Origin of the sequence: Ramlibacter ginsenosidimutans (assembly GCF_016654015.1) — a bacterium.
Taxonomy (GTDB): domain Bacteria; phylum Pseudomonadota; class Gammaproteobacteria; order Burkholderiales; family Burkholderiaceae_C; genus Ramlibacter; species Ramlibacter ginsenosidimutans.
The window spans coordinates 676,167-696,022 of sequence record NZ_JAEPWM010000002.1 but is presented as its reverse complement, the minus strand read 5'-3'; the positions used below and the strand labels follow the sequence as shown (position 1 = coordinate 696,022).

The window sequence follows — 19,856 nt, the reverse complement described above, 5'->3', positions numbered from 1 at the left end:
GGAGCAGGCTCCCTAGAAGCGCTCCGCCGGCGCCAGGTAGCGCCACTGCCCTGGCGGCAGGCCGGCCAGCGCGACGCGGCCGATGCGCAGGCGCCGGATGGCCGTGACGGTGAGCCCCACGTGCGCGCAGATCGCGGGTACCCGGTCCGGCGCGATGCCCTTGGCTGCGAAACGCAGGCGCGCCTCGCTCTGCCAGCTCACGCGCGCGGGCGGCACCGTGCGGCCCTCCAGTACGAAGCCGCGGCCCAGGCGCTCGAGACCATTGGGCACGATGGTGCCCGTGACCTCCACGACGAGCTCCTGTTCGACCAGCAGCGCGTCCTCGGTGAGCTTGCGCACGATGCGCCCGTCCTGGCTGAACACGGCCAACCCGCTTGCCGGCGGCGGCAGCGGGAGCAGTTCCACCTGCCCGACGCCATGGCTCTTGATGCGGCGAATGCCGGAAGCATCGCCGCTCCAGTGCGTCGCCGCGCCCACCGAAGCAAGCGCCTGTGCGCCGTGCATGCCCGCGGGCTTGTGCACGAGCAGGGTGGCGGGTCCGGCGGCTTGCAGGCGCGCGTTCGGAGCGAGCTCCACGCGCTGTCCGGGTCGCACGCGCTCCTGCGGCACGTCCACGACCTTGCCGTCGACCCGCACCCAGCCTTCCACGATGTACTGCTCGGCCTGGCTGCGCGAACACGCAGCGATGGCGGCCACGATCCGGGAGAGGCGCTGCGGTTGCGTCTCGGGTTGCTGTTCCAATGCGCGCTCCGGAAATGCCGCGCCGGCCATGCCGGCGCCCATGCGATGTCAGCGGACCGCGAGCAGGCCCGTCATGGCGGCGAAGTGCGCGTCCTGCAGTTGCTGCGGCTTCACCTCGTCCTCCTCCGCCGTCCGGTTCTCGTGGCCTTGCACGGCGGCGCGCAGGTCTTCCGCGCTGTTCCACACCAGCACCTCGTTCTTCGGGCACATGTGGCGCAGCGTGTGGTACCAGTAGTAACCGTCGGCGCCGCCGAACAGCTTGTCGATGCCCGCGAGATCGTTGGACTTGATGCGCTGATTCTGCAGAATTTCGTCCAGCAGCTGGTGGGAGAGGATGAAGGTCATGGTGTGCGTCGCGGGTGGTGCTGCCAGGGGCATTGTACGAGCGGCCTTCGCATCGGCACCACAGTCCCTGCCCGGCCCGGCGGGGGAGCGGCTATCCTCGCAGGATTGGAGATTCCCACCCCACCGATGCGCTGCGAAGACATCGCTTCCCACCCCGATTTCCGTCACCTCCCGACCCTGCCCGGCCTCGCGGTGGACCTGCGCTATGCGGGCGAAGACAACTTCGTCGGCCACAACCTGTACGGCAGCATGGACTGCGCCTGGCTGCACCATCTCGCGGCCCGCGGCCTGGAAAGCGCGGTGACGCTGCTGGACCGCGAAGCCCCGGGCCACCGGCTGCTGGTGCTGGACGCGCTGCGGCCGCATCGCGTGCAAATCCTGTTGTGGGACCACCTGGAAGGCACGGACCTGCGCCAGTACGTGGCTGATCCGGCGCAAGGGTCCATCCACTCCTTCGGCATGGCGCTGGACGCGACGCTCGTCGACGCGCAGGGCCGCGAGCTGGACATGGGCAGCGGCTACGACGAGATGAACGAGCTGTCGCATCCCCGGCTGGAGGCGCAGCACCTCCAAGCCGGCAGGCTCACGCCGCAGCAGGTGCGCAACCGCGAACTGCTGCGCGGCGTGATGCTGCGCAGCGGCTTCCAGGGGATCGCCAACGAATGGTGGCACTTCGAGATGCTGGACCGGCAGCACGTGCGCCAGCACTTCACCCGCGTGGAGTGATGGCACGCGCGGCCGCGTCCATCGCCCGTGCGTGCGGCGTGCAGCCAGGCGCCGCCACGCCCCCAGCGTCGCGCCGGATCCGCGCATTCGCCCTTGCCGCCGGCTGCGCCGTCCTGCTGTCGCTCGCTGGCTGCCAGCGCGCCGATGCGGATTACCAGGCCTGCGCCAGCGCGGCCGCCACGCCGGCGCAGGCGAGCCAGCCGGTCGCACCGGAGGTGCGCAGGTGCATGGAGGCCAAGGGCTGGCGCCTGCTGCGTCCCAGCCTGCCGCCGGGAGCAAATGCCTGGGCGCGGATCCCGCCCGCGGGCGATGCGCTGGCGCGCCGCCCGCCGCTGCCCGAGCCGGGCGACCATCGGTCGAAGTAAGGCGAGGCGCGCCGGCGGCCCGGGCGCGGAGCCGCTATGCTCCGCGCGAACCATGTCGCACCTCGTCACCTTCCTCCTGCACTGGGCCCTGACGGCCTTCTCCCTCTGGCTCGCGGATCGCGTGTTCCGGGGCCTGCACTTCGCCGATGCCCGATCGCTATGGATCTCGGCCTTGCTGCTCGGACTGGCCAATGCGATCGTGCGGCCGGTGCTGGTGGTGCTGACGCTGCCACTGACGCTGATCACCTTCGGGCTGTTCCTGCTGGTGATCAATGCGCTGGTGCTGATGCTGGTGGCGCGCCTGGTGCGCGGCTTCACGATCGCGAGCTTCGGCACCGCCTTCTGGGCGAGCCTCTTCATCGCGTTCGTGAGCCTCGTGGTCGGTGCGCTGGTCAGCCTGGGCGACCCCGGCTCGCAAGTGCAGATGCCGCAGGGGACCGTCTGGCTCTGATCCCCCGGCCGACGCTCAGGCGGCCGCCATCAGCTCCGACTTGCGGGCCTCGAGCTGGTCCGCCAGTGCCATGAGGTCCATGCCCGGCGTCGCGCGCGCCTTGGGGAACATCTTCTCGCGCTCGTCGTTCACGTGGTCGAGGATGTTGTCCTCCAGGGCGAGCATCAGCTTCGCGTTCCGCCGGTCCTTGTCGATCTGCGCGATCAGCTCGCGCGCTTCGTTGTGCTCCCTGATCGCGTCCTGCAGCAGCGCCTCGTCGCCGGTGGCGCGCTGGAACGCGGGATAGAAGATTTCCTCCTCGATCTGCATGTGCACCACCAGGTTCTGCGCGATCTGCGACGCCAGCAGTTCGTGGCGGCGCGCGTCGTGCGCGGCCTTGTACTGTTCGAACATCCCGATCACTTCGTTGTGGTCGGCATCGAGCAGGGTGCAAGCATCTTGTTGAGCCATCGTGTTCTCCTTGGATAGCACACCAAGGTACGCGACGAGGGCACGGACGCCATCGAGCGGCGCCCGCGCATTGATGTAGGACTACGCTGGTGCGAGGCTCAGCCGTGACCGGCGGCCGGGGCGCGCAGGACGATCTTGCCCACGTGCCCGCCCGCTTCCATGCGCGCCTTCGCCTCCTCGAGCTGCCCGAACGCGTAGACGCGGTCGATGTGCGGCCGGATGCGGCCGGCAGCGAAATGCGGCAGGACCTCCGCGACGAAGCGCGGCACCGAGGCCGCCTTCTGCGCCTTCGTGCGCAGCTTGTTGGAGACGCCGAACAGGACCAGCCGCTTCGCATGCAAGGCGCCGAGATCCAGCGGCGCCTCCAGCACGCCGTCGAGGTAGCCGACGGTGGCCAGGCGCCCCTCGAACGCCATCGCGCGGATGTCCTCGGCGAACACCGTGCCGCCGACGGTGTTGATCACGAGGTCGGCGCCGTGCTGCCCAGTGAGCTCCATCACCCGTGGCGCGAAGTCCGCTGCCCGCGTGGCCAGCCCCACGTCCAGCCCCAGGGGCTTGAGCGCCTCCAGCTTGGCGGCGGAGCCCGAGGTGCCGATCACCTTTGCGGCTAGCGCCTTGGCCAGCTGCAGCGACGACACGCCGACACCGGAGGACACGCCGTTCACCAGCACCCACTCGCCGGCCTTCAGCCGACCCTGCAGCACCAGCATGTCGAAGGTGACGAGGAACACCAGCGGAATCGAGGCCGCCTCTTCCCACGACAAGCTGGCCGGCACCGGCATCGCCTCGCCCACATCCATCAGCGCGTATTCCGAGAAGCCGCCGGCGCAGCGGCCCATCACGCGATCGCCTTCCCGCCAGCCCGCGACGCCCTGCCCCAGCGCGGCGACCTCACCGGCCGATTCGCCGCCGATGGCCTTCCACGACCCGGCCTTGCCGTGCAGGCCGTGGCCGACCACGAACTCGCCGCGGTTGAGCGAGGCAGCGCGCACGTGCACCAGCAATTGCCCCGGCCCGGGAGCCGGCACCGGCACCTCGCGCACTTCCAGTTGCGTCGCGGTTTCGCTCATCAGCATCCAGTACGACTGCATGGCATCCCCGTGGGTCTCGCTTGCGGAAGGCGCCAAGTTAAGCGCGCGATCCCGCCGTGTCCATGCAGGAAACCCGGGGCGGCGTTCGGGCGACGAAGGTGCTGCATGATTCGCTTCTCACCCCGAGCAAACGCATGCGAAAGCAGACAGAGCACCGCATCCGCGGCGCGGCCTCCCTGGCGCGTCCGGGCCGGACCTGGTTCGCCGCCATCGTGATGAACGCGGCGCCCTGGGCCGCCGTGGTCGTCATCGGCTGGTTCACGTTCACCTCCGACGAACCGGCGGTGACGGCGATGGCGGGCGTGCTGTTCGTGATGGCGCTGGTCTGGTCGGGTTTCGTCACGCTCGACGCGTGGCGCGTGCTGCGCCGGTTCACGCGGCGCGGCTTCGGCGGTCCGCCGCCGCAGTGACCACGCGGGCCGGCGGACTGCACGCGCCCCCGCGACAGTTCCCCCGCAACGCGGGCAGAATGGCGAGCCACTGCCTGGAGGTCCCATGTCCGCCGCTTCCGACCCGACTGCGCGCCGCCGCCGCTTTCGCGAACTGCATGCCGCCGGCTGCTTCGTCCTGCCCAACCCCTGGGACGTCGGCAGCGCGAAGTACCTGCAGCACGCGGGCTTTCCCGCACTCGCCACGACCAGTTCCGGCGCGGCGTGGCGGCACGGCAAGGCCGACGGCCAGATGACGCTGGAGGAGGAGCTGCTCCACCTGCGCGAGATGGTGGACGCCACCAGCTTGCCGGTGAACGCCGACTTCGAGGCGGGTTTCGCGACCGATGCCGACGGCGTCGCGCGCAACGTGCGCCGCGCCATCGACATTGGCGTGGCCGCGCTCTCGATCGAGGACTCCACCGGCAACCCCGATGCGCCCTTGCGCGACCTCCCCGATGCCGTCGCGCGCATGCGCGCGGCGCGCGCGGCGATCGATGCGGCCGGCGGCGACACGCTGCTGGTGGGACGGGCGGAGAACTTCTTCGTGAACCGGCCCGACCTCGACGACGCCATCCGCCGCCTGCGTGCCTACTCCGATGCCGGCGCCGATTGCCTCTACGCACCCGGCATCCGCACCCGCGAGCAGATCGCCGCGGTCGTCGCGGCAGTGGCGCCCAAGCCGGTGAACCTGCTGGTCGGGTCCGCCACGGAACTGACCGTGCAGGACATCGCGGCGCTCGGCGTGCGGCGCATCAGCCTCGGCGGGGCACTCGCGCGCAGTGCCTGGGGTGGCTTCCAGCGGGCGGTGCAGGGCATCGTGCACGAAGGGCGCTTCGACGCCTTAGCCGACGCGGCCTCCGGCGCCGAGCTCAACGCACTGTTCGGCTCGGCGGCGCGCTGATCCGCACGGGTTCGGGTATCGTGCCGCTTCGTTTCCCAACGGACCTGCCCGCATGACTCCCCTGGCCCCTCCCCAACTGCGCTGGTTCGCCGACCTGTCGGTGCGCGTCGGCACGCCCCACGAGATCGGCTCGACACCTGCCGGCAACCGGCGCGTCATCCCCATCGTCGGGGGCGAGGTGCAGGGCGAGGGCTGGACGGGCCGCGTGCTGTCCGGCGGCGCGGACTTCCAGGCCATCGTGTCACCCACGCTCGCGCAGCTCGATGCGCGTTACGTGATCGAGACCGAGGCCGGCGAGCTGGTGTTCGTGGCGAATCGCGCCATTCGCGTGGCCGCGCCCGAGGTGACGGCCAGGCTCGTTCGCGGCGAGCCGGTCGATCCCGCCGACGTGTATTTCCGCTGCGTGCCGAGCTTCGAAACTTCGGCACCCTCGCTGGCCTGGATCAACGAGCGCGTCTTCGTGGGCACCGGCGTGCGCCGGCCCGACGAGGTGCGCATGACGTTCTTCCAGATGGATTAAGAAGCTGCGAACGAATTGCTCACACCCACGCGAGCCTTCCTGGCGGCAGAGTTTCGTTGACGCTCGCAGCCCCAGGCTCGCCCTTCGGGCCGGCACGCCTCAGGGCACATGCGGGTGTTGCGCCCCTTGTCCGGGCGGCCAGCCTGGACGGCGGGCCGCGCCTACGCCTGCGCCCTGAGGCGTACCGTCGTGGGCGCGATCAATTCATTCACAGCTTCTGATCGCTAGTGCGCCTCGTACGGCTGCTGCGGCACCGGCATGTGGAAGCTCGCATTGAGCATGTTCCACGCGCGGATCGCACCCACGACGAAGGTGAGTTCGGCCAGTTCCTGGTCGCTGAACTGCTTGCGCGCTTCCTCGAACTCCGCGTCGCTCGGCGCGCGCTGCGGTACGGCGTTCACGGCTTCGACCCAGGCCAGCGCGGCGCGGTCGCGGTCGCTGAAGAGGCGCCCCGCTTCGCGCCAACCGGCGAGCACGTGCAGCGCACGCGGGGGCACGTCCATCTTCAGCAGCGCGGCGGCATGCATGTCCATGCAGAACGCGCAGCCGTTGATCTGCGAGATGCGCAGGTTCACCAGTTCGTGCAGCCGCGCATCGATGTGCGGCGCGGCGGCGCGGGAGAAGGCGACCAGCGCCTGGGTGGATTGCGGGGCGAGCGCCTGGTAGGCCAGGCGGGCTTGCTGGGACATTCTGATCACTCCTGTTCGGATGGAAGCACGGCGCTTCCGTAGACAAGACGGCCAGGGCGCCGCGGTTGTGACAGGCTAAGGCGCCGCAGCGATGCGCGCCAGCTTGTCCGGATTGCGCACGGAGTAGATCGCGACGATGCGCTCGCCGTCGGTCTCCACCTGCTGCGCCGATTCGAGCTGGCCGTCGATGAAGCGCAGCAGGCCCGGCGCGCCATTGATGTCGGCAATGCGCCAGGCGATGCGCGGACCGAGGCGCAGGTAGTGCGCCCAGAACAGGTTCGTCACGCGCTCGCCGCCATGCATGCCGCCGCGCACCGAGGGCACCTTGCCGCCGCCGTCGCCGATCGTCGCGACGTTGTCCGCGACCAGCGCGCGGATGGCCGCGCGATCGCCCGAGCTCGCCGCAGCGACGAAACGCTGCAGCAGTTGGACGTGCATGTCGCGCGACACCTCGAAGCGCGGCCGCTCCAGCCGCACACGCTCGGTCGCGCGGTGCACGGACTGCCGGATCGCCGGCTCCGTCTTGCCGAGGATGGCAGCGATCTCCGCGTACTCGTAGTCGAAGGCCTGGCGCAGGAGGTAGGCGGCCCGCTCCTCGGGGCCGAGTCGTTCCAGCACGTGCAGCAAGGCCAGGGAGAGCTCGTCGGCGCGCTCGGCGATGCGCTCGGGCGAGTGCTCGTCCAAGGCCACCAGCGGCTCGGCCAGCCATTCGCCGACATAGTGTTCGCGCTCGAGCTTCGCGGCGCGCAGGCGGTCGATCGCGAGCCGCGTGACCACGGTGACCAGCCACGCCTCGGCCGACTGCAGCGAAGCCGGGTCCGTGTCACGCCAGCGCAACCAGGCATCCTGCACCACGTCCTCGGCATCCGCGCGCAGGCCGAGCATGCGATACGCGATGCCGAACAGGCGCGGCCGCAGGGCCTCGAAACCATCGTGGCGGGCATCCGCCGCCTGGGCAGGAGGGTTCATGCCATGAAGACGAACGAGAGGGCGGGATTGTGACAGGGGCGCTGCTGCCGACTCAAGGCGGTGTGAGCCAACGCATGCTGGGTGCATTGACGCGCAGCGGCCAAGTGCTAGCATCGATCGCATGATCGATTGGTCCGCCTGTCCTGCCGTGGAACAGGACCCGAGCCGCGTGAGTGGTGCGTGGGTGTTCCGAGGCACGCGCGTTCCCGTTGCCGCGCTGTTCCAGAACCTGGAGGACGGCGCTTCCATCCAGGAGTTCGTCCAGTGGTTCCCGGGGGTGTCCCTGGAACAGGCTCGTGCCGTACTGGAGCACGCTGCGCGCGGTTCTGCTGCGGTCGTCTAGTGCGCATCCTGTTCGACCAGGGCACGCCTGCACCGCTGCGACACGCACTGGCCAACCATTCGGTGGAGACCGCCTACGAGCTGGGCTGGAGCACCTTGCAGAATGGCGCTCTCATCGCGGCCGCCGACCAGGGTGGCTTCGACATCCTGGTGACCACCGACAAGAACCTGCAGTACCAGCAGAACCTCACCGGCCGCCGCTTGGCGGTCGTCGTTCTCTCGACGACCAGCTGGCCGCGGATCCGAACCGCCACCACGAAAATCCTGGCGGCGCTGGACACCGCAACCCGTGGCATTTACGTCGAAGTTGCTGTGGATTGATCCGTTCTCCCTCTACTCCCATGCCCCTCCTCGGATCCGCCGCCATGCTCCTTTCCTTCGACGTCGAAGACGGCGCCGTCGAGGAGCATGACCGCTGGCACACGCACGAACACCTGCCCGAGCGGCTGTCGATTCCCGGCTTTCTGCGCGGCACGCGCTGGGTCGCGAGCGAAGGCCAGCCGCGCTACATGGTGCTGTACGAGGTGCAGCACCTCGCGGTGCTGGCGTCCGAAGCGTATCTCGCGCGGCTGAACAGCCCGAGCCCCTGGACGCGGAAGATGATGCCGCACTACCGTGGCATGCAACGGGGCCTGTGCAAGGTGGTGGGCAGCTTCGGCTTCGGCCAGGGCGGCACGGCGTGCCTGCTGCGCTTTTCCGCGCACGAGGGTCGCGCAGCGGAGTTGCAGGAATGGTTGTTGCGCGATGCGCTTGGCGGCGTTCCGACGATGACGGGGCTCGGCAGCGCGCACTTGCTGCAAGGCGCGGCCGCTGCCGCCATGACGAACGAGCAGCGCATCCGCGGCGCGGATGCGAGCGTCGACTCCGCGCTGATCGTCACGGGGTACGAGAGCGAGGCCGTGCACGGCATCGCGGTGAAACTGGAACGCGGCATGGCGGACCGAGGCGCGCGCGAGATGACCCGCGCGACCTACATGGAAAGTTATTCGCTGGTCGCTTCGGAACTCACGGCCTGAGGCGCAGCCGAAGCGGGTCAGCCGACGCATGAAGAAGGGCCGTCATTGCCGCTATGCGGCGCTCAGATAGTCCCTCGCTCCAGCCGCCACTCCTGGTACTTCACGCCGAGCACCGCGCCGGCGATCATGGCCGCGGCGGCGACGAAGCTCGTGAGCGTCAGCGTCGACAAGCCCGTCACGCCCTGCCCGATGCTGCAACCCAGCGCTGTGACGCCGCCGACGCCGAGCAGCACGCCACCCACGAGGTGATGTCCCAGGTCCGGCGTGCCGGCGAAGCCGTCCCAGCGGAAGCTGCGCCGCGCGAGCGCCATCGCCGCCGATCCCACGATCACCCCCACGACCGTCACGACGCCCACCGTGAGCCGCTTGCTGGCGTCGCTGAAGAAGATCACCCAGTCGAGCGCGAAGGCCGTGGGCGACACGAAGCTCAGGCCTTCGGCGCGGCGCGAGTTGGTGGCGAGCCAGGCTTCCTCCAGCGTCTGCGGATGTTCGGCGAGGTGGCCCAGGTGACCGGTGATCCACCACATCGCCAGCACCAGCACGCCGATGCCCGCGCCCGCGAGCAGGTTGATCGGCCGGCGCGACTCGCGCGAGGCGAGCGCAAAGGCAAGCAGCGCACCGCCGACGGCCACCGCGCCCAGCAGCGAAGCGGATGCCGGAGACAGGCCCGTCCCCTGCGCCAGCAGCGTCGCGACGTCGGCATTCACGCCGAAGTCGGGCCCTACGCGATCCACCGTGTCCACGCGCCACACCGCCGTCACGCCCCGCAGCGTCGCGAAGGCCGCGATGCCGGCCACCAGCAGCACCACCAGCGACTTCAGGCTGCCGCCGCCGACGCGCACCAGCGTCTTGCTCACGCAGCCGGAAGATAGCACCATGCCGAATCCGAACAGCCCGCCGCCGACGAGGCCAGAGAGCCACAGCCAGCGGGTCGAGGCATAGAGGGTCTGCGGCGCCCGCAGCACGCCCAGGGTGGCCAGCACGCCGAAGCCGAGGGTCGCCACCGCGGCCGCCAGCGCCCATTGGCGCAGGCGCGTGAAGTCGCCCAAGGCGACCGCGTCGCTCACCGCACCCATGGTGCAAAAGCCGGTGCGCTGCACCAGCGCACCGAAGGCAAGGGACACGCCGAACGCGGCCCACAGCACTTCGGTGGTGAGCGCGTTCAGCTCGGCGGACGTCATGCCGCCGATTCTAGGACCGTGCGACGGGCCCTCAGGCGTCGTAACCCGCGTTGGGCACGGCGCCGATCAGGCGCGGCACGTTCACCTTGCGCGCAGCGACCTTGCCGCCCTGCGCCTTGAACCACTGCTCCACCACGTCCCACACCGGCTTGTTGCCGGCATGCGCGGCTTCCTCCGCCACCGGCGCCCAGCCCGCGACCTTGTAGGTGTGCGAGGCCTGGATCGGCTTGCCGTTCAGGCGCATGTCCTGGATGCGGCTGCCCATCTTCGCGTTGGGATCGCACGCGTATTCGAGGCCGCCCACGCGCACCATGTCGCCGCCCTGCTGGTAGTACGGGTCCGGGTTGAACAGGTTGTCGCAGACATCCTCCAGCACCGTCTTGATCGTCTCGCCCGTCATGGGCGTCACGGTGGCGTAGGAGTAGGTGGTCGCGGTCATGTCCATCAGCCACTCGCGGGTGATGTCCTGGCCGGGCAGCAGCGTCGTGCCCCAGCGGAAGCCGGGCGAGAACGCGATCTCCGCGCCCTGCACGTCCATCAGTGCATCGAGCAGCAGCTGGTCGCCCGAGCCGTTGAAGTTGCCGCGCCGGTACAGGGTGCCTTCGGTGACGGCGAGGCGCTCGGCCAGCCTGGCGTCGTAGGGCGCGCGGATCTTCGTGATCAGCGCATCCATCGCCGCGTCTGCCGCCAGCATGTTGGCGAACACGGGCAGCAGCCGGTAGCGGAAGTCCGCCAGCTTGCCGTTCTTCACGTCGAAGTCGAGCACGCCGAGGAACTTGCCGTTCGACCCCGCGTTGGTCACGATGGTCTTGCCGCCCGCGTTGGCGACGATGGACGCGACAGGCATGCCGTCATGCGTGTGGCCACCGAGGATCGCGTCGATGCCCGACACGCGGCTGGCCATCTTGAGGTCCACGTCCATGCCGTTGTGGCTGAGGACGAGCACGAGCTTCGCGCCCTTGGCGCGGGCCTCGTCGACCATCTTCTGCATGTTGTCGTCCTGGATGCCGAACTCCCAGTCCTTCACCATGTAGCGCGGGTTGGCGATCGGCGTGTACGGGAAGGCCTGGCCGATGATGGCCACCGGCACCCCGTTCATCTCGCGGATCACGTAAGGCTTGAACACCGGGTCGCCGAAGTCGGCGGTCTTGACGTTCTGCGCAATGAAGTCCACCTTGCCGGCGAAGTCCTTGGCGACGATCTCCTTCACGCGGTCCATGCCCAGCGTGAACTCCCAGTGGCCGGTCATCACGTCCACGCCCAGCAGCTTCGCCGCGTCGACCATGTCCTGGCCCTTCGTCCAGAGCGCGGTGGCGGAGCCCTGCCAGGTGTCGCCGCCATCGAGCAGCAGCGCGCCGGGGCGGCTGGCCTTCAGGCGCTTGACCAGCGTCGCCAGGTGCGCGAAGCCGCCGACCTTGCCGTAGCGGCGCGCCGCCGTCTCGAAATCGAGATAGGTGAGCGCATGCGCCTCGGCGCTTCCCGGCGGGATGTTCGCGGCCTTCAGCAGCTGCTCGCCCACCAGGTGCGGCAGCTTGCCCTTCATGGCGCCCACGCCGAGGTTGACGTTCGGCTCGCGGAAGTAGATGGGCTTCAGTTGCGCGTGGCAGTCGGTCATGTGCAGGACCGAGACGTTGCCGAAGCGCGGCACGTCGTACAGCGCGTCGCCTGCGGTGGCGGCGTCGGCGTAGGCCCAGCGGCCCAGCCCCATGTCGGCCACGGAGGCGGCACCCAGCACCTGCAGGAACTCGCGCTTGGAGAGATTCATGATTCAGTGATCGCCGAGGGATGGGGCAAGGCGGCCCCCGCGGGGCCGCCGCAGGCGCACGTTACTGGTTGACGGGCGAGTGGGGGTCGAGCAGCAGGGCCATGATGTCCCGCACCTGCTGTTCGTTCAGGTTGCCCATGTGGCCGGAACGCGGCATGTTGGAGCAGGCGTTGTAGGCCTTGGCGTTCCAGATCTTGCCCCACGTGTATTCCACGACCGGCTTGGCCGCCGCGCTGTTCGGGTCGGCCACGCCGCGCAGCTTGCCGTAGTTGTAGAGGCTCGGGCCCAGCGTGCCGAAGGAGATCTCCTGTTTGGTGATCTGATGGCAGTTGTAGCAGTTGCCGCCGCTGGCCGCCTTCGCGTCGTCGCTCCAGGTCTGGCCGCGCCCGCTCTGCGCGATGGCTTCGCCTTTCTTCCAGTCGCCCAGGAACTTCCCATCGCTCGGCCACTGGATGCTCTTGAAGTTCTCCTGCTCGATGCGCTTGGCGGTCGCTTCGTCGAGCGGCTTGCCGGCGATGTCCGCGGCGTTGCAGGCCTTCACCGTGTCGTCGACGTCGGTGATGCGGTCCATCTTCGCGATGCCGTGGTCGTGGAAGCCGGTGCTCAGCATGCGCTGCGTTTCCTGGTCGAGGCTGGCGCTGCCCGCGCCGCCAGCCGAGGGCAGCGCGGCGCATCCGGCGACGGCGGCGGCCACCACGGCCGCCGCGGAAAGGATCCATGCAGTCTTCTTCATCGCTTTTCTCCCGTTCAGCGCTTGAGGGCGGGCGCGGTGGACTTGGCGCCGTTGGCGTTGACGCCGAGGTAGACGGACAAGGCCGTGAGCGCGTCGCTGCCGTAGTTCGGCTCGGGGAAGCGTTGCTGGCGGAAGCAGTCGTTCAGCCGGTGCTGCATGGTCCACATGTCGCCCGTGGACACGCGGTATGCGGGCCAGGCCGGGAAGCCGGCGTTGTCACCGGGGTTCTTCGTGAGGTTGGGCAGGTCCTGCAGGCGGATGCGCTTGCCGTCCTGGCCGTGGCAGGTCGCGCACGAGAAGTCGTGCGTGCCGCCGCGCGTGAAGAAGATGCGCCGGCCCACCTCGTAGTACTCGCGCTCCATCGGCTGGTCCTGCGGCACCTTGATCGCCATGCCCCTGGACTGGCCGGCGACGTAGGTCGCCAGCGCGTCGACGTTCTCCTTCTCGCCCTTGCCCCACGGCGTCTTCATGATCTGCGCGGCGTCGAAGCCCTGGATGCGCTCCATGCAGGTGACCAGGCGCGTCTCCAGGTCCTGCACCTTGCCCGTGTCCGGGAAGTAGCGCGGAAGTTGCACGAAGGCGCCCTTCACCACGCCGGGGCCCTTGCCCAGGTCGCAGGTCTCCAGCGAAGCGTTCTTGGGTCCGCGCTTGCGCTTCCAGAGGTCCTCGCCCTTGGCCTCGGTCAGTTCGGCCGGGTTGCCGTCGGCCAGCATGGCGCGGTACTCGTCGATCGCCGCCTCCGTGGCGTTCTTCTGGGCCCAGGCTCCGGCGACCGCGCCGGCAAGCGCCAGGCCCGCCAGCAGGTGGATCGTTCTCATCCTCGTGTCTCCTTGCTCGTTGGTGTACTGCTCCCCGACTTCCCACGCACGAGGGTGCTCAGCTCACGGTCGCTTCGTCGGTGCGCGAATCGCCGTGATTGTCCTTCCAGGTGATAGCGACCTTGTCGCCGGCCTTCGCTCCCTTGATCGTGAACTGCAGGAAGGGGTTCTTCGACACCGACGGGCCCCATTCGGCGGCCAGCACCTGCTTGCCGTTGAGGGACGCCGTCACGTCGGTGATGTGCCAGGCCGGGATGATCTTGCCGGCGCTGTCCTTGCGCTGGCCGGTCTCCATCTCGTGGGCCATGAGGACGCGGACCACGGCCTTGTCGCCGCTGGCTTGCGCGCGAATGCGCATCGGATCTGCCATGATGAATTGCTCCTGGAATAAGGTGGAACGGGTGCGGACGATCAGCCGCCGCAACCGCCGAGGGTGACCTTCACTTCCTTCTTGGCGTAGTGGGCCTTGCCGTCGGCGGTGATGGCCACGGCGTAGACGTCGGACGTCTGGCCCATCTTCACGCGCGTGGCGAAGTTCGGCTCGACGGCGTCCGTCACGTCGAACTTGGCCGACAGCGCGTTCGGGTTCTTCTCCACCAGCAGCAGGATGGATTTCACGCCGGCCAGCGACGACGCTGCGGCCACCGGCACCACGGCGCCGTTCTCGGCGATCTCCGGTGCGGTGAGCGTCACGTCCTTGCTCTCCACCGGGGCCGAGGCGCCGTAGGCCTTCAGCGCGTCCGCGATGCTCTTGGCATCGAAGGCGGTCTTGTTGAACGCCAGCGCGTACTGCGGGAACAGGCCGGTGGCGCCCAGCAGTCCCGCAACGGCCAGCGACTGCCTGAGGGTTTCACGTCGATTCTGCATTGCTGCTCTCCAAAAAATTCAAGCCGACTCTCATGCGCCGCGGTGGCGGCGCCGCTGGGAGTTCCCGGGCGGGAAGCTCCGTCCTGCCTCATTGCGACGCGCCCGATGCCAGCCAGCCGGCGATCTTCGCTGCGTCCTCCGGTGCGATGGACTGCGGCGGCATGGGGATGTTCCCCCAGACGCCGGAGCCGCCGCTCCTGATCTTGCCCGCCAGGTAATCGGCCTGGCCAGCGTGTTTCTTCGCGACATCGATGAAAGCCGGGCCGACCAGCTTGCTCGCGACCGAGTGGCAGGCCACGCAGCCGTTCTTCTGCAGCAGGTCCATGGGCGCGGCGGCCGCGGCTGTCACCGTCTTCGCGGATGCCTGCGCCTCGTCGGCGCCAGCCTTGGTCCGGTCACCCAGGTGCGCCGGCTCGGGCGCGCTCGTGTCGTCACCGCGCGCCGGCCCGATCAGCCGCACCTGCTGCGCGAGGTTACCGTGGGCGTTGCGGGCGTGCTCCGGCAGGATGGATGTTACCTTGGCTTCCACGGGGCAATCCTTCATGCACGCGACGTTGTGCACGTCCGGCTTCGCTGCGCCACCGAGCTCCTGGCCCGGCCACATGGCGTGCTGCGTCGTCATGCCGTTGCGGTTCGGCAGCCGGGCCTGCACTTCGGCCATGTTCCGGTCGGACAGCACGTAGTCGTCCGGCACCACGCCCCCCATGTTCAGGAGGTAGGCAGTGACGGCGTAGACCTCCTCGGTCGACAGCGACTTGGGCGCGGTCCAGGGCATGGCGCGGTTGATGTAGTCCCACAGCGTCGAGACGGTGGGCAGCTTCATGAGCATCGTGCGTTCGACGTCGTTGCGCTTGAGCGCGGCGACGTGGCCCGTCTTGATGTCGTCCGCGGTCGTGCCGCCGATCAGGGGCTGGAACACTTCGTTGGATTCGCCGAACACGCCGTGGCAGCTGGCGCACTTGCCTTCCCAGATCGCCTGGCCCTTGCTCACCGAACCCGAGCCCTTGGGCAGCCCCTGCAGGTCCGGACGCACGTCGATGTTCCAGGCCTTCACCTCGGCGGGCGTGGCGTCGCGGCCGATGCCGGGATAGGCCTCCGTGCCTTGCGCATGCGCCGCGACCGTCGCGGCCGCGACGGTGATCACGGCGATGGCGCCGAGCACCCGCGGCTCACGAAACCTGGACATTCTTCACCTCGCCGTTTTCCTGCACCAGCCAGGACTGGATGCCGTTGTTGTGATAGGTCGAGCGCGTGCCGCGCACCGCACGCAGCTGCGGGCGCGTCGGCTGCACGTAGCCCGTCTCGTCGATGGCCCGGCTCTGGATGATGGCTGGCCTGCCGTCCCACACCCAGTCCAGGCTGAAGCGCGTGAGGCACTTGCTCATGACGGGGCCCTGCAGGCGGGCGGTGCGCCAGTTGCGGCCGCCATCCACGGAGACGTCGACGCGCGAGACCTTCCCGCGGCCCGACCAGGCCAGGCCCGTGATGTTGTAGAAGCCCTTGTCCAGCAGCACCTGGCCTCCGGAGGGCGTCGTCACCACGCTCTTGCACTCCTGGATGCTGGAGTACTGGCGATGCTGCCCGTCGGGCATCAGGTCGACGTAGCCGATGGTTTCGTCCCGCGCGCCGAACGGCATGTCGCCCACCTTCACGCGGCGCAGGTACTTGATCCAGCTGACGCCCTGCACGCCGGGGACCACCAGCCGCAGCGGGTAGCCCTGCTCCGGACGCAGCATCTCGCCGTTCTGGCCGTAGGCGACCAGCACCTCGCCCGACTCGACCAGCTCCATCGGGATGGTGCGCGTCTGCGCGGCGCCGTCGGCGCCCTCCGCGAGCACGAAGCGGTTCTTCCTGGTGTCGACGCCAGCCATCTGCAGCAGCGTGATCAGCGGCACGCCGGTGAACTCGCTGCACGACAGCATGCCGTGCGTGTACTGCACCGTCGGCACGGCGACATTGCCCCATTCCATGGCGGTGTTCGCGCCGCACTCGATGAAGTGGAAGCGCGACACCGACGGCAGCCGCATGATCTCGTCCATGTCGAAGACCTTGGGGGTCTTCACATTTCCGTTGATCATGAAGCGGTGCTTCGAGGGATCGATGTCCCACCAGCCCTGGTGGTGGCGCTCGAAGTGCAGGCCGCTGGGCGTCACGATGCCGAACAGCGACTGCAGCGGCGCGAACGACACCGATGCCTGGTCGGTCTGCGTGAGTCCGGGGCTCTGGCGGCGGCGGACGTTGGACTCGTACTTCGACGGCTTGCCATAGCCGTCGTTCAAGGCCACCGCCTGGCCCAGCGCGCGCGAGTGCTCGGGCAGCTGCAGGATGTTGGGGTCGCCATCCGCGGGGGCGGGCGCCGCCCGCACGCCCGCGGCCGCGACGCCGGCCGCAGCCGCGGCGAACGCGCTGCGCAGGAAGTCGCGCCGGCCCTCCTTGGCCTCCGCGAACACCCGCCGCACGCCGGCAGGGTCCATGAAGTTTTCCGGGGCCTTCAGCAGCCGTCCGGAGGCTGGTTGCGATGTCACTTCGTCTCCTCGTTCGGCGCGCTGCGCGAGAGCAGCAGCTTGCAGCGGCCAACAATTACATCACCCACTGGCTATATAAGGATACGCAAATTCTTCGGATAGACCAAAGCGGATCCGGTCAGGACAAACCCGGACGCGAGAGGAACAGGGCCGACGCTTTGCCGCCAGCGCGGCGGCTTCAGGAAGACGCGGCGCGGTTGGCTGCGTCTACGCGTTCCTGCAGGTACGCGCCGTAGAAATCCTCGGAACTCACGCCGGTGAGACGGGGCCCGAGCTCGCGCCCGCGGCGGCCGAGGAACAGCACGGTGGGAGCGACGCGCACCCGCAGGGTGTCGGCGAGCCGGATCGGAGTGGTCGCCGCGCCGTCGAAGCCGGCGATGCCGCGCTGGTCCTGCATGTCCAGCTCGATCACCGGCTGGCCGTCTGCGAGCAGCGGGGCCAGGTAGGACTGGCGCACCAGCTTGCACCAGGGGCAGCCGGGCAGGCTCACCATCATCACGAGCGCACGGCGGCGCATGAGGGCCGCCTCCAGCGCCGACGCAAGCGAACCCGGCATCGGCAGCGCCGGCTGGGCGGCTCGCAGCGAGGCGGCGGCCGTGGCGAGCACCGGCGCCAGCAGCAAGGCACGACGCGAGAGCCCCGTCATTTGACCTGGCTCTCCATCAGGATGTAGGTGTTGTACGCGTTCATGCGGTTGGCCGCCTTGAACAGCGGCAGGTGCTCGAAGCGCGACCAATCGGTCGCGGCGTACGCCTCCTCGAACGGCGTCATGTCCAGCGCCGCCTGCCGCATCGCCTGGCGCAGGTAGGTGAGGTAGTCGCGCGTGAGCTCCAGGTCCTCGCGCGCCGTTGTCGACTTCGGCCCATGGCCGGGCACCAGCACCCGGGGGTGCAGCTTCAGCAGTTCGTCCAGCGCGGCGATCCAGTGCTGGCTGTCCGCCTGGCCGACGTAGGGCACCCGGCCGCGGAACACGACATCGCCCGCGAACAGCACGCCTTCCGAGGGCACGAAGATCACCTGGTCCTCGGGCGTGTGCGCAGGGCCGACGGGCCGGATCATGAAGCGCACGCCGCCCACCTCCAGGTCCTCGGACCCGTCGAGCCAGCGGTCCGGCGGCACGATGTGCGTGTCCACGTCGACCCAGGGCGCGAGGTCCACGCGCGAGGCGGCCAGCCGGTTGGTGGCGGTCTCGGAGTGGAGGTAGTCGGCCGCATGGCGGTTGGCGATGATCTGCGCGCCCACCTTCCTGAATTCCTGCAGCCCGTAGATGTGGTCCGCGTGGTAGTGCGTGACGATCACGTGCGTGATCGGCTGCGGCGTGATCCCGTGGATGGCCGCGATCAGCTCGCGGGCGAGCTGCGGCGAGCCGAGCGCGTCGATGACGACGACGCCGGCGGGCGTCACGACGAACCCGGCGTTGGAGATGAAGTTGCGGTTGGCCTTGCTGCCCAGGGCCGTGTCGCCCTGCACGAACCAGGCCGAGGCAGAGACCTGCTGCGGCACCACTTGACGCGGCGCGGCCGAAGGAGCGGCGGGCATGTCATCCTGCATGGGCTCGCCTTCGGCATGCGACGCGAGCATCACCAGGGCGCCGAGCAAGGCCGGCAGGAATTTCCACCACGAGCGCAGCGCCATCCAGCGACCCCGCAACAAATAAGTGATGGCTGATTATAGGGTGGCCGCGCGGGCGGCGGCCCGACGCGCCAGCCGGCGGCTAGCCCTTCATGTCGCTCTCGATAGCGATCTGGGTGCAGACCGCGCGGCACAGCGTGACCACGCGGTCGTTGATGATGCGATAGAAGATCTGCACGCCCTCGCGCCGCCGGCCGATCACGCCGGCCTGGTACAGCGTGTTGAGGTGCTGCGACATGTTGGGCTGCGTGGTGTCGATCTCTTCGAGCAGCTGGCTCACGTTCTTCTCGCCGTTGCAGAGGCGGCTGATGATCTTCAGGCGCATGGGCGCGGACATGACGCGGAACACCTCCGCGGCCATCTCGAAGACCTCGTCGGTTTCCACGCCGTTCGCTTCTGCCACCGCTACCTGACGTTTCGCCATCCGCACCCCTGCTGATTCACTCGATCACCATGTTAGCAAGTCCCCGGCCGGCCGGCAGCCGGCCCGGCCATCACGGCTTGATGTACGCGTAATGTTCCCGGGACTGGAGCTGGGCGATCCGGACCACGCCCGACGGCGTGAAGTCCGCGTCCATGATGAACTGCTCCTTCTTCAGCCCGCGATTGCGCAGCGTGATCTCGCACACTTCGAAGCGCACGCCGCGCGCCTTGAGCGCGCTCACGAGCGACGCGTAGTCGATGTTGGGGTTCTTCGGATCCTTGGCGCCTTCCATGAGGAAGTCGACACCTTCGGCATGCGTTACCACGATGATCCTGGTGTCGGGCGCGACGTCGAGGTGGTTGCGCACGTTGCGCAAGGCCTTGGTGGCCTGGAGCTTGGCGTCGTCGATGTGGTAGACGACCTTGTCCTGCGCCTGGGCGGCGAAGGCGAACACCCAGAGGGCGACGAATGCGGCGAGCAGCCGCGCAAACCTGTTCATGGAGCGTCCTCGCAAGAGGGGCCGGGACTCCGGCCCGCCCCGCACGATACCGCAGCGCCGCGCCAGGCTCGCTCAGTAATATCGCTAGTTGCTTCTTTTCCGATATCCACCGCGCGTCCGGTGCGCCTCGTGCGCCGACCAAATGCGTTCCGGCGCAGTGCTTATGCGGCGCAAGTCGCGACACCGCCGGACGCGGGAACATCAGCCTCGACTGATGCTCTCCTTCGACCTCCCGCCGCTGCTGGAACGCCTGGGGCGAACCGACCGTGCTTCGCCGCGGGAGGTCTCGCCCTGGGTTTGCCGTTCGGGTTCTGTGCGCAGCGCTCGGGCTTTTGCCTGCGCGGCGCTCACCGACCGCATGCTGGACCAGCACCC

Annotated in this window: 27 protein-coding genes; 9 read left to right on the top strand and 18 right to left on the bottom strand. The window is 69.0% G+C overall.

The window, feature by feature from the left end:
- Positions 1 to 12: 12 nt before the first annotated feature.
- Positions 13 to 771 carry an RNA pseudouridine synthase gene (locus tag JJB11_RS09410; RefSeq protein ID WP_201169214.1) on the bottom strand — a complete coding sequence of 253 codons (759 nt, stop codon included), beginning with the start codon at positions 769 to 771 and terminating at the stop codon, positions 13 to 15.
- 18 nt (positions 772 to 789) lie between these two features.
- Complete coding sequence (locus JJB11_RS09405; protein ID WP_201168939.1) at positions 790 to 1,086, bottom strand: hypothetical protein; 297 nt, start codon at positions 1,084 to 1,086, stop codon at positions 790 to 792.
- A 105-nt stretch (positions 1,087 to 1,191) separates the two neighbouring features.
- On the opposite strand from JJB11_RS09405, the gene JJB11_RS09400 reads away from it, so the two are divergent.
- The 3 genes from JJB11_RS09400 to JJB11_RS09390 are packed head-to-tail and all read left to right on the top strand — an operon-like array spanning position 1,192 to position 2,628.
- Positions 1,192 to 1,812 carry a M15 family metallopeptidase gene (locus tag JJB11_RS09400; RefSeq protein ID WP_201964725.1) on the top strand — a complete coding sequence of 207 codons (621 nt, stop codon included), beginning with the start codon at positions 1,192 to 1,194 and terminating at the stop codon, positions 1,810 to 1,812.
- On the top strand, positions 1,812 to 2,177 hold the full coding sequence (locus tag JJB11_RS09395) for a hypothetical protein (RefSeq protein WP_201168937.1): 366 nt from the start codon (positions 1,812 to 1,814) through the stop codon (positions 2,175 to 2,177). Before JJB11_RS09400 ends, JJB11_RS09395 begins: the two co-directional genes overlap by 1 nt.
- Before the next feature lie 52 nt (positions 2,178 to 2,229).
- On the top strand, positions 2,230 to 2,628 hold the full coding sequence (locus JJB11_RS09390; protein WP_201168934.1) for a phage holin family protein: 399 nt from the start codon (positions 2,230 to 2,232) through the stop codon (positions 2,626 to 2,628).
- Positions 2,629 to 2,643: 15 nt separating this feature from the next.
- On the opposite strand, the gene JJB11_RS09385 is transcribed toward JJB11_RS09390, so the two are convergent.
- Positions 2,644 to 3,078, bottom strand: coding sequence for a hemerythrin domain-containing protein (locus JJB11_RS09385; RefSeq protein ID WP_201168931.1), 435 nt, complete (start codon positions 3,076 to 3,078; stop codon positions 2,644 to 2,646).
- A 98-nt stretch (positions 3,079 to 3,176) separates the two neighbouring features.
- Positions 3,177 to 4,169 (bottom strand): zinc-binding dehydrogenase, encoded by a 993-nt coding sequence (locus JJB11_RS09380; RefSeq protein ID WP_201168928.1) that lies wholly within the window; start codon positions 4,167 to 4,169, stop codon positions 3,177 to 3,179.
- A gap of 134 nt (positions 4,170 to 4,303) precedes the next feature.
- On the opposite strand from JJB11_RS09380, the gene JJB11_RS09375 reads away from it, so the two are divergent.
- The 3 genes from JJB11_RS09375 (at position 4,304) to JJB11_RS09365 (ending at position 6,021) form a co-directional block, all read left to right on the top strand.
- On the top strand, positions 4,304 to 4,579 hold the full coding sequence (locus JJB11_RS09375) for a hypothetical protein (RefSeq protein WP_201168924.1): 276 nt from the start codon (positions 4,304 to 4,306) through the stop codon (positions 4,577 to 4,579).
- Between the two features lie 85 nt (positions 4,580 to 4,664).
- Entirely contained in the window at positions 4,665 to 5,501 is an 837-nt protein-coding gene (locus JJB11_RS09370; protein WP_201168922.1) for an isocitrate lyase/PEP mutase family protein, read from the top strand.
- 52 nt (positions 5,502 to 5,553) lie between these two features.
- Entirely contained in the window at positions 5,554 to 6,021 is a 468-nt protein-coding gene (locus JJB11_RS09365) for a DUF3237 domain-containing protein (protein WP_201168920.1), read from the top strand.
- Positions 6,022 to 6,245: 224 nt separating this feature from the next.
- Here JJB11_RS09365 and JJB11_RS09360 read toward each other — a convergent pair whose 3' ends face one another.
- On the bottom strand, positions 6,246 to 6,710 hold the full coding sequence (locus JJB11_RS09360) for a carboxymuconolactone decarboxylase family protein (RefSeq protein ID WP_201168918.1): 465 nt from the start codon (positions 6,708 to 6,710) through the stop codon (positions 6,246 to 6,248).
- 75 nt (positions 6,711 to 6,785) lie between these two features.
- Positions 6,786 to 7,679 carry an RNA polymerase sigma-70 factor gene (locus JJB11_RS09355; RefSeq protein ID WP_201168916.1) on the bottom strand — a complete coding sequence of 298 codons (894 nt, stop codon included), beginning with the start codon at positions 7,677 to 7,679 and terminating at the stop codon, positions 6,786 to 6,788.
- Positions 7,680 to 7,800: 121 nt separating this feature from the next.
- Here JJB11_RS09355 and JJB11_RS09350 point away from each other — a divergent pair, with 121 nt between their 5' ends.
- From JJB11_RS09350 to JJB11_RS09340, 3 genes are read left to right on the top strand one after another with little or no spacing between them, the layout of a single operon-like run.
- A complete protein-coding gene (locus JJB11_RS09350) occupies positions 7,801 to 8,022 on the top strand; it encodes a DUF433 domain-containing protein (RefSeq protein WP_201168914.1) in 222 nt (73 codons plus the stop codon).
- Positions 8,022 to 8,342, top strand: coding sequence for a hypothetical protein (locus JJB11_RS09345; protein ID WP_201168912.1), 321 nt, complete (start codon positions 8,022 to 8,024; stop codon positions 8,340 to 8,342). Before JJB11_RS09350 ends, JJB11_RS09345 begins: the two co-directional genes overlap by 1 nt.
- A 20-nt stretch (positions 8,343 to 8,362) precedes the next feature.
- Entirely contained in the window at positions 8,363 to 9,037 is a 675-nt protein-coding gene (locus JJB11_RS09340) for a DUF4286 family protein (RefSeq protein WP_201168910.1), read from the top strand.
- 62 nt (positions 9,038 to 9,099) lie between these two features.
- On the opposite strand, the gene JJB11_RS09335 is transcribed toward JJB11_RS09340, so the two are convergent.
- From JJB11_RS09335 to JJB11_RS09280, 12 genes are all read right to left on the bottom strand, one after another.
- Positions 9,100 to 10,218, bottom strand: coding sequence for a YeeE/YedE thiosulfate transporter family protein (locus JJB11_RS09335; protein WP_201168907.1), 1,119 nt, complete (start codon positions 10,216 to 10,218; stop codon positions 9,100 to 9,102).
- A gap of 31 nt (positions 10,219 to 10,249) precedes the next feature.
- Entirely contained in the window at positions 10,250 to 11,983 is a 1,734-nt protein-coding gene (gene soxB / locus JJB11_RS09330; protein ID WP_201168905.1) for a thiosulfohydrolase SoxB, read from the bottom strand.
- 61 nt (positions 11,984 to 12,044) lie between these two features.
- A complete protein-coding gene (gene soxX, locus JJB11_RS09325) occupies positions 12,045 to 12,716 on the bottom strand; it encodes a sulfur oxidation c-type cytochrome SoxX (RefSeq protein WP_201168901.1) in 672 nt (223 codons plus the stop codon).
- Positions 12,717 to 12,730: 14 nt separating this feature from the next.
- Entirely contained in the window at positions 12,731 to 13,534 is an 804-nt protein-coding gene (gene soxA, locus JJB11_RS09320) for a sulfur oxidation c-type cytochrome SoxA (protein ID WP_201168898.1), read from the bottom strand.
- Positions 13,535 to 13,592: 58 nt separating this feature from the next.
- On the bottom strand, positions 13,593 to 13,904 hold the full coding sequence (soxZ, locus tag JJB11_RS09315) for a thiosulfate oxidation carrier complex protein SoxZ (RefSeq protein ID WP_201168895.1): 312 nt from the start codon (positions 13,902 to 13,904) through the stop codon (positions 13,593 to 13,595).
- Positions 13,905 to 13,945: 41 nt separating this feature from the next.
- Positions 13,946 to 14,401: a thiosulfate oxidation carrier protein SoxY gene (gene soxY, locus JJB11_RS09310; protein WP_201168892.1), complete on the bottom strand. Its 456-nt coding sequence runs from the start codon at positions 14,399 to 14,401 to the stop codon at positions 13,946 to 13,948.
- Positions 14,402 to 14,489: 88 nt separating this feature from the next.
- A complete protein-coding gene (locus tag JJB11_RS09305) occupies positions 14,490 to 15,587 on the bottom strand; it encodes a c-type cytochrome (protein WP_201168888.1) in 1,098 nt (365 codons plus the stop codon).
- Positions 15,571 to 16,875, bottom strand: a complete 1,305-nt coding sequence (gene soxC / locus JJB11_RS09300) for a sulfite dehydrogenase (protein ID WP_201169198.1) — start codon at positions 16,873 to 16,875, stop codon at positions 15,571 to 15,573. Before soxC ends, JJB11_RS09305 begins: the two co-directional genes overlap by 17 nt.
- Before the next feature lie 229 nt (positions 16,876 to 17,104).
- Complete coding sequence (locus JJB11_RS09295; protein WP_201964723.1) at positions 17,105 to 17,572, bottom strand: thioredoxin domain-containing protein; 468 nt, start codon at positions 17,570 to 17,572, stop codon at positions 17,105 to 17,107.
- Entirely contained in the window at positions 17,569 to 18,507 is a 939-nt protein-coding gene (locus JJB11_RS09290) for an MBL fold metallo-hydrolase (RefSeq protein ID WP_201169192.1), read from the bottom strand. The genes JJB11_RS09295 and JJB11_RS09290 overlap by 4 nt, the downstream gene beginning before the upstream one ends.
- A 133-nt stretch (positions 18,508 to 18,640) precedes the next feature.
- Complete coding sequence (locus tag JJB11_RS09285) at positions 18,641 to 18,982, bottom strand: ArsR/SmtB family transcription factor (RefSeq protein WP_201168885.1); 342 nt, start codon at positions 18,980 to 18,982, stop codon at positions 18,641 to 18,643.
- Between the two features lie 70 nt (positions 18,983 to 19,052).
- Positions 19,053 to 19,481, bottom strand: a complete 429-nt coding sequence (locus JJB11_RS09280; RefSeq protein ID WP_201168882.1) for a DsrE family protein — start codon at positions 19,479 to 19,481, stop codon at positions 19,053 to 19,055.
- Between the last annotated feature and the right edge of the window lie 375 nt (positions 19,482 to 19,856).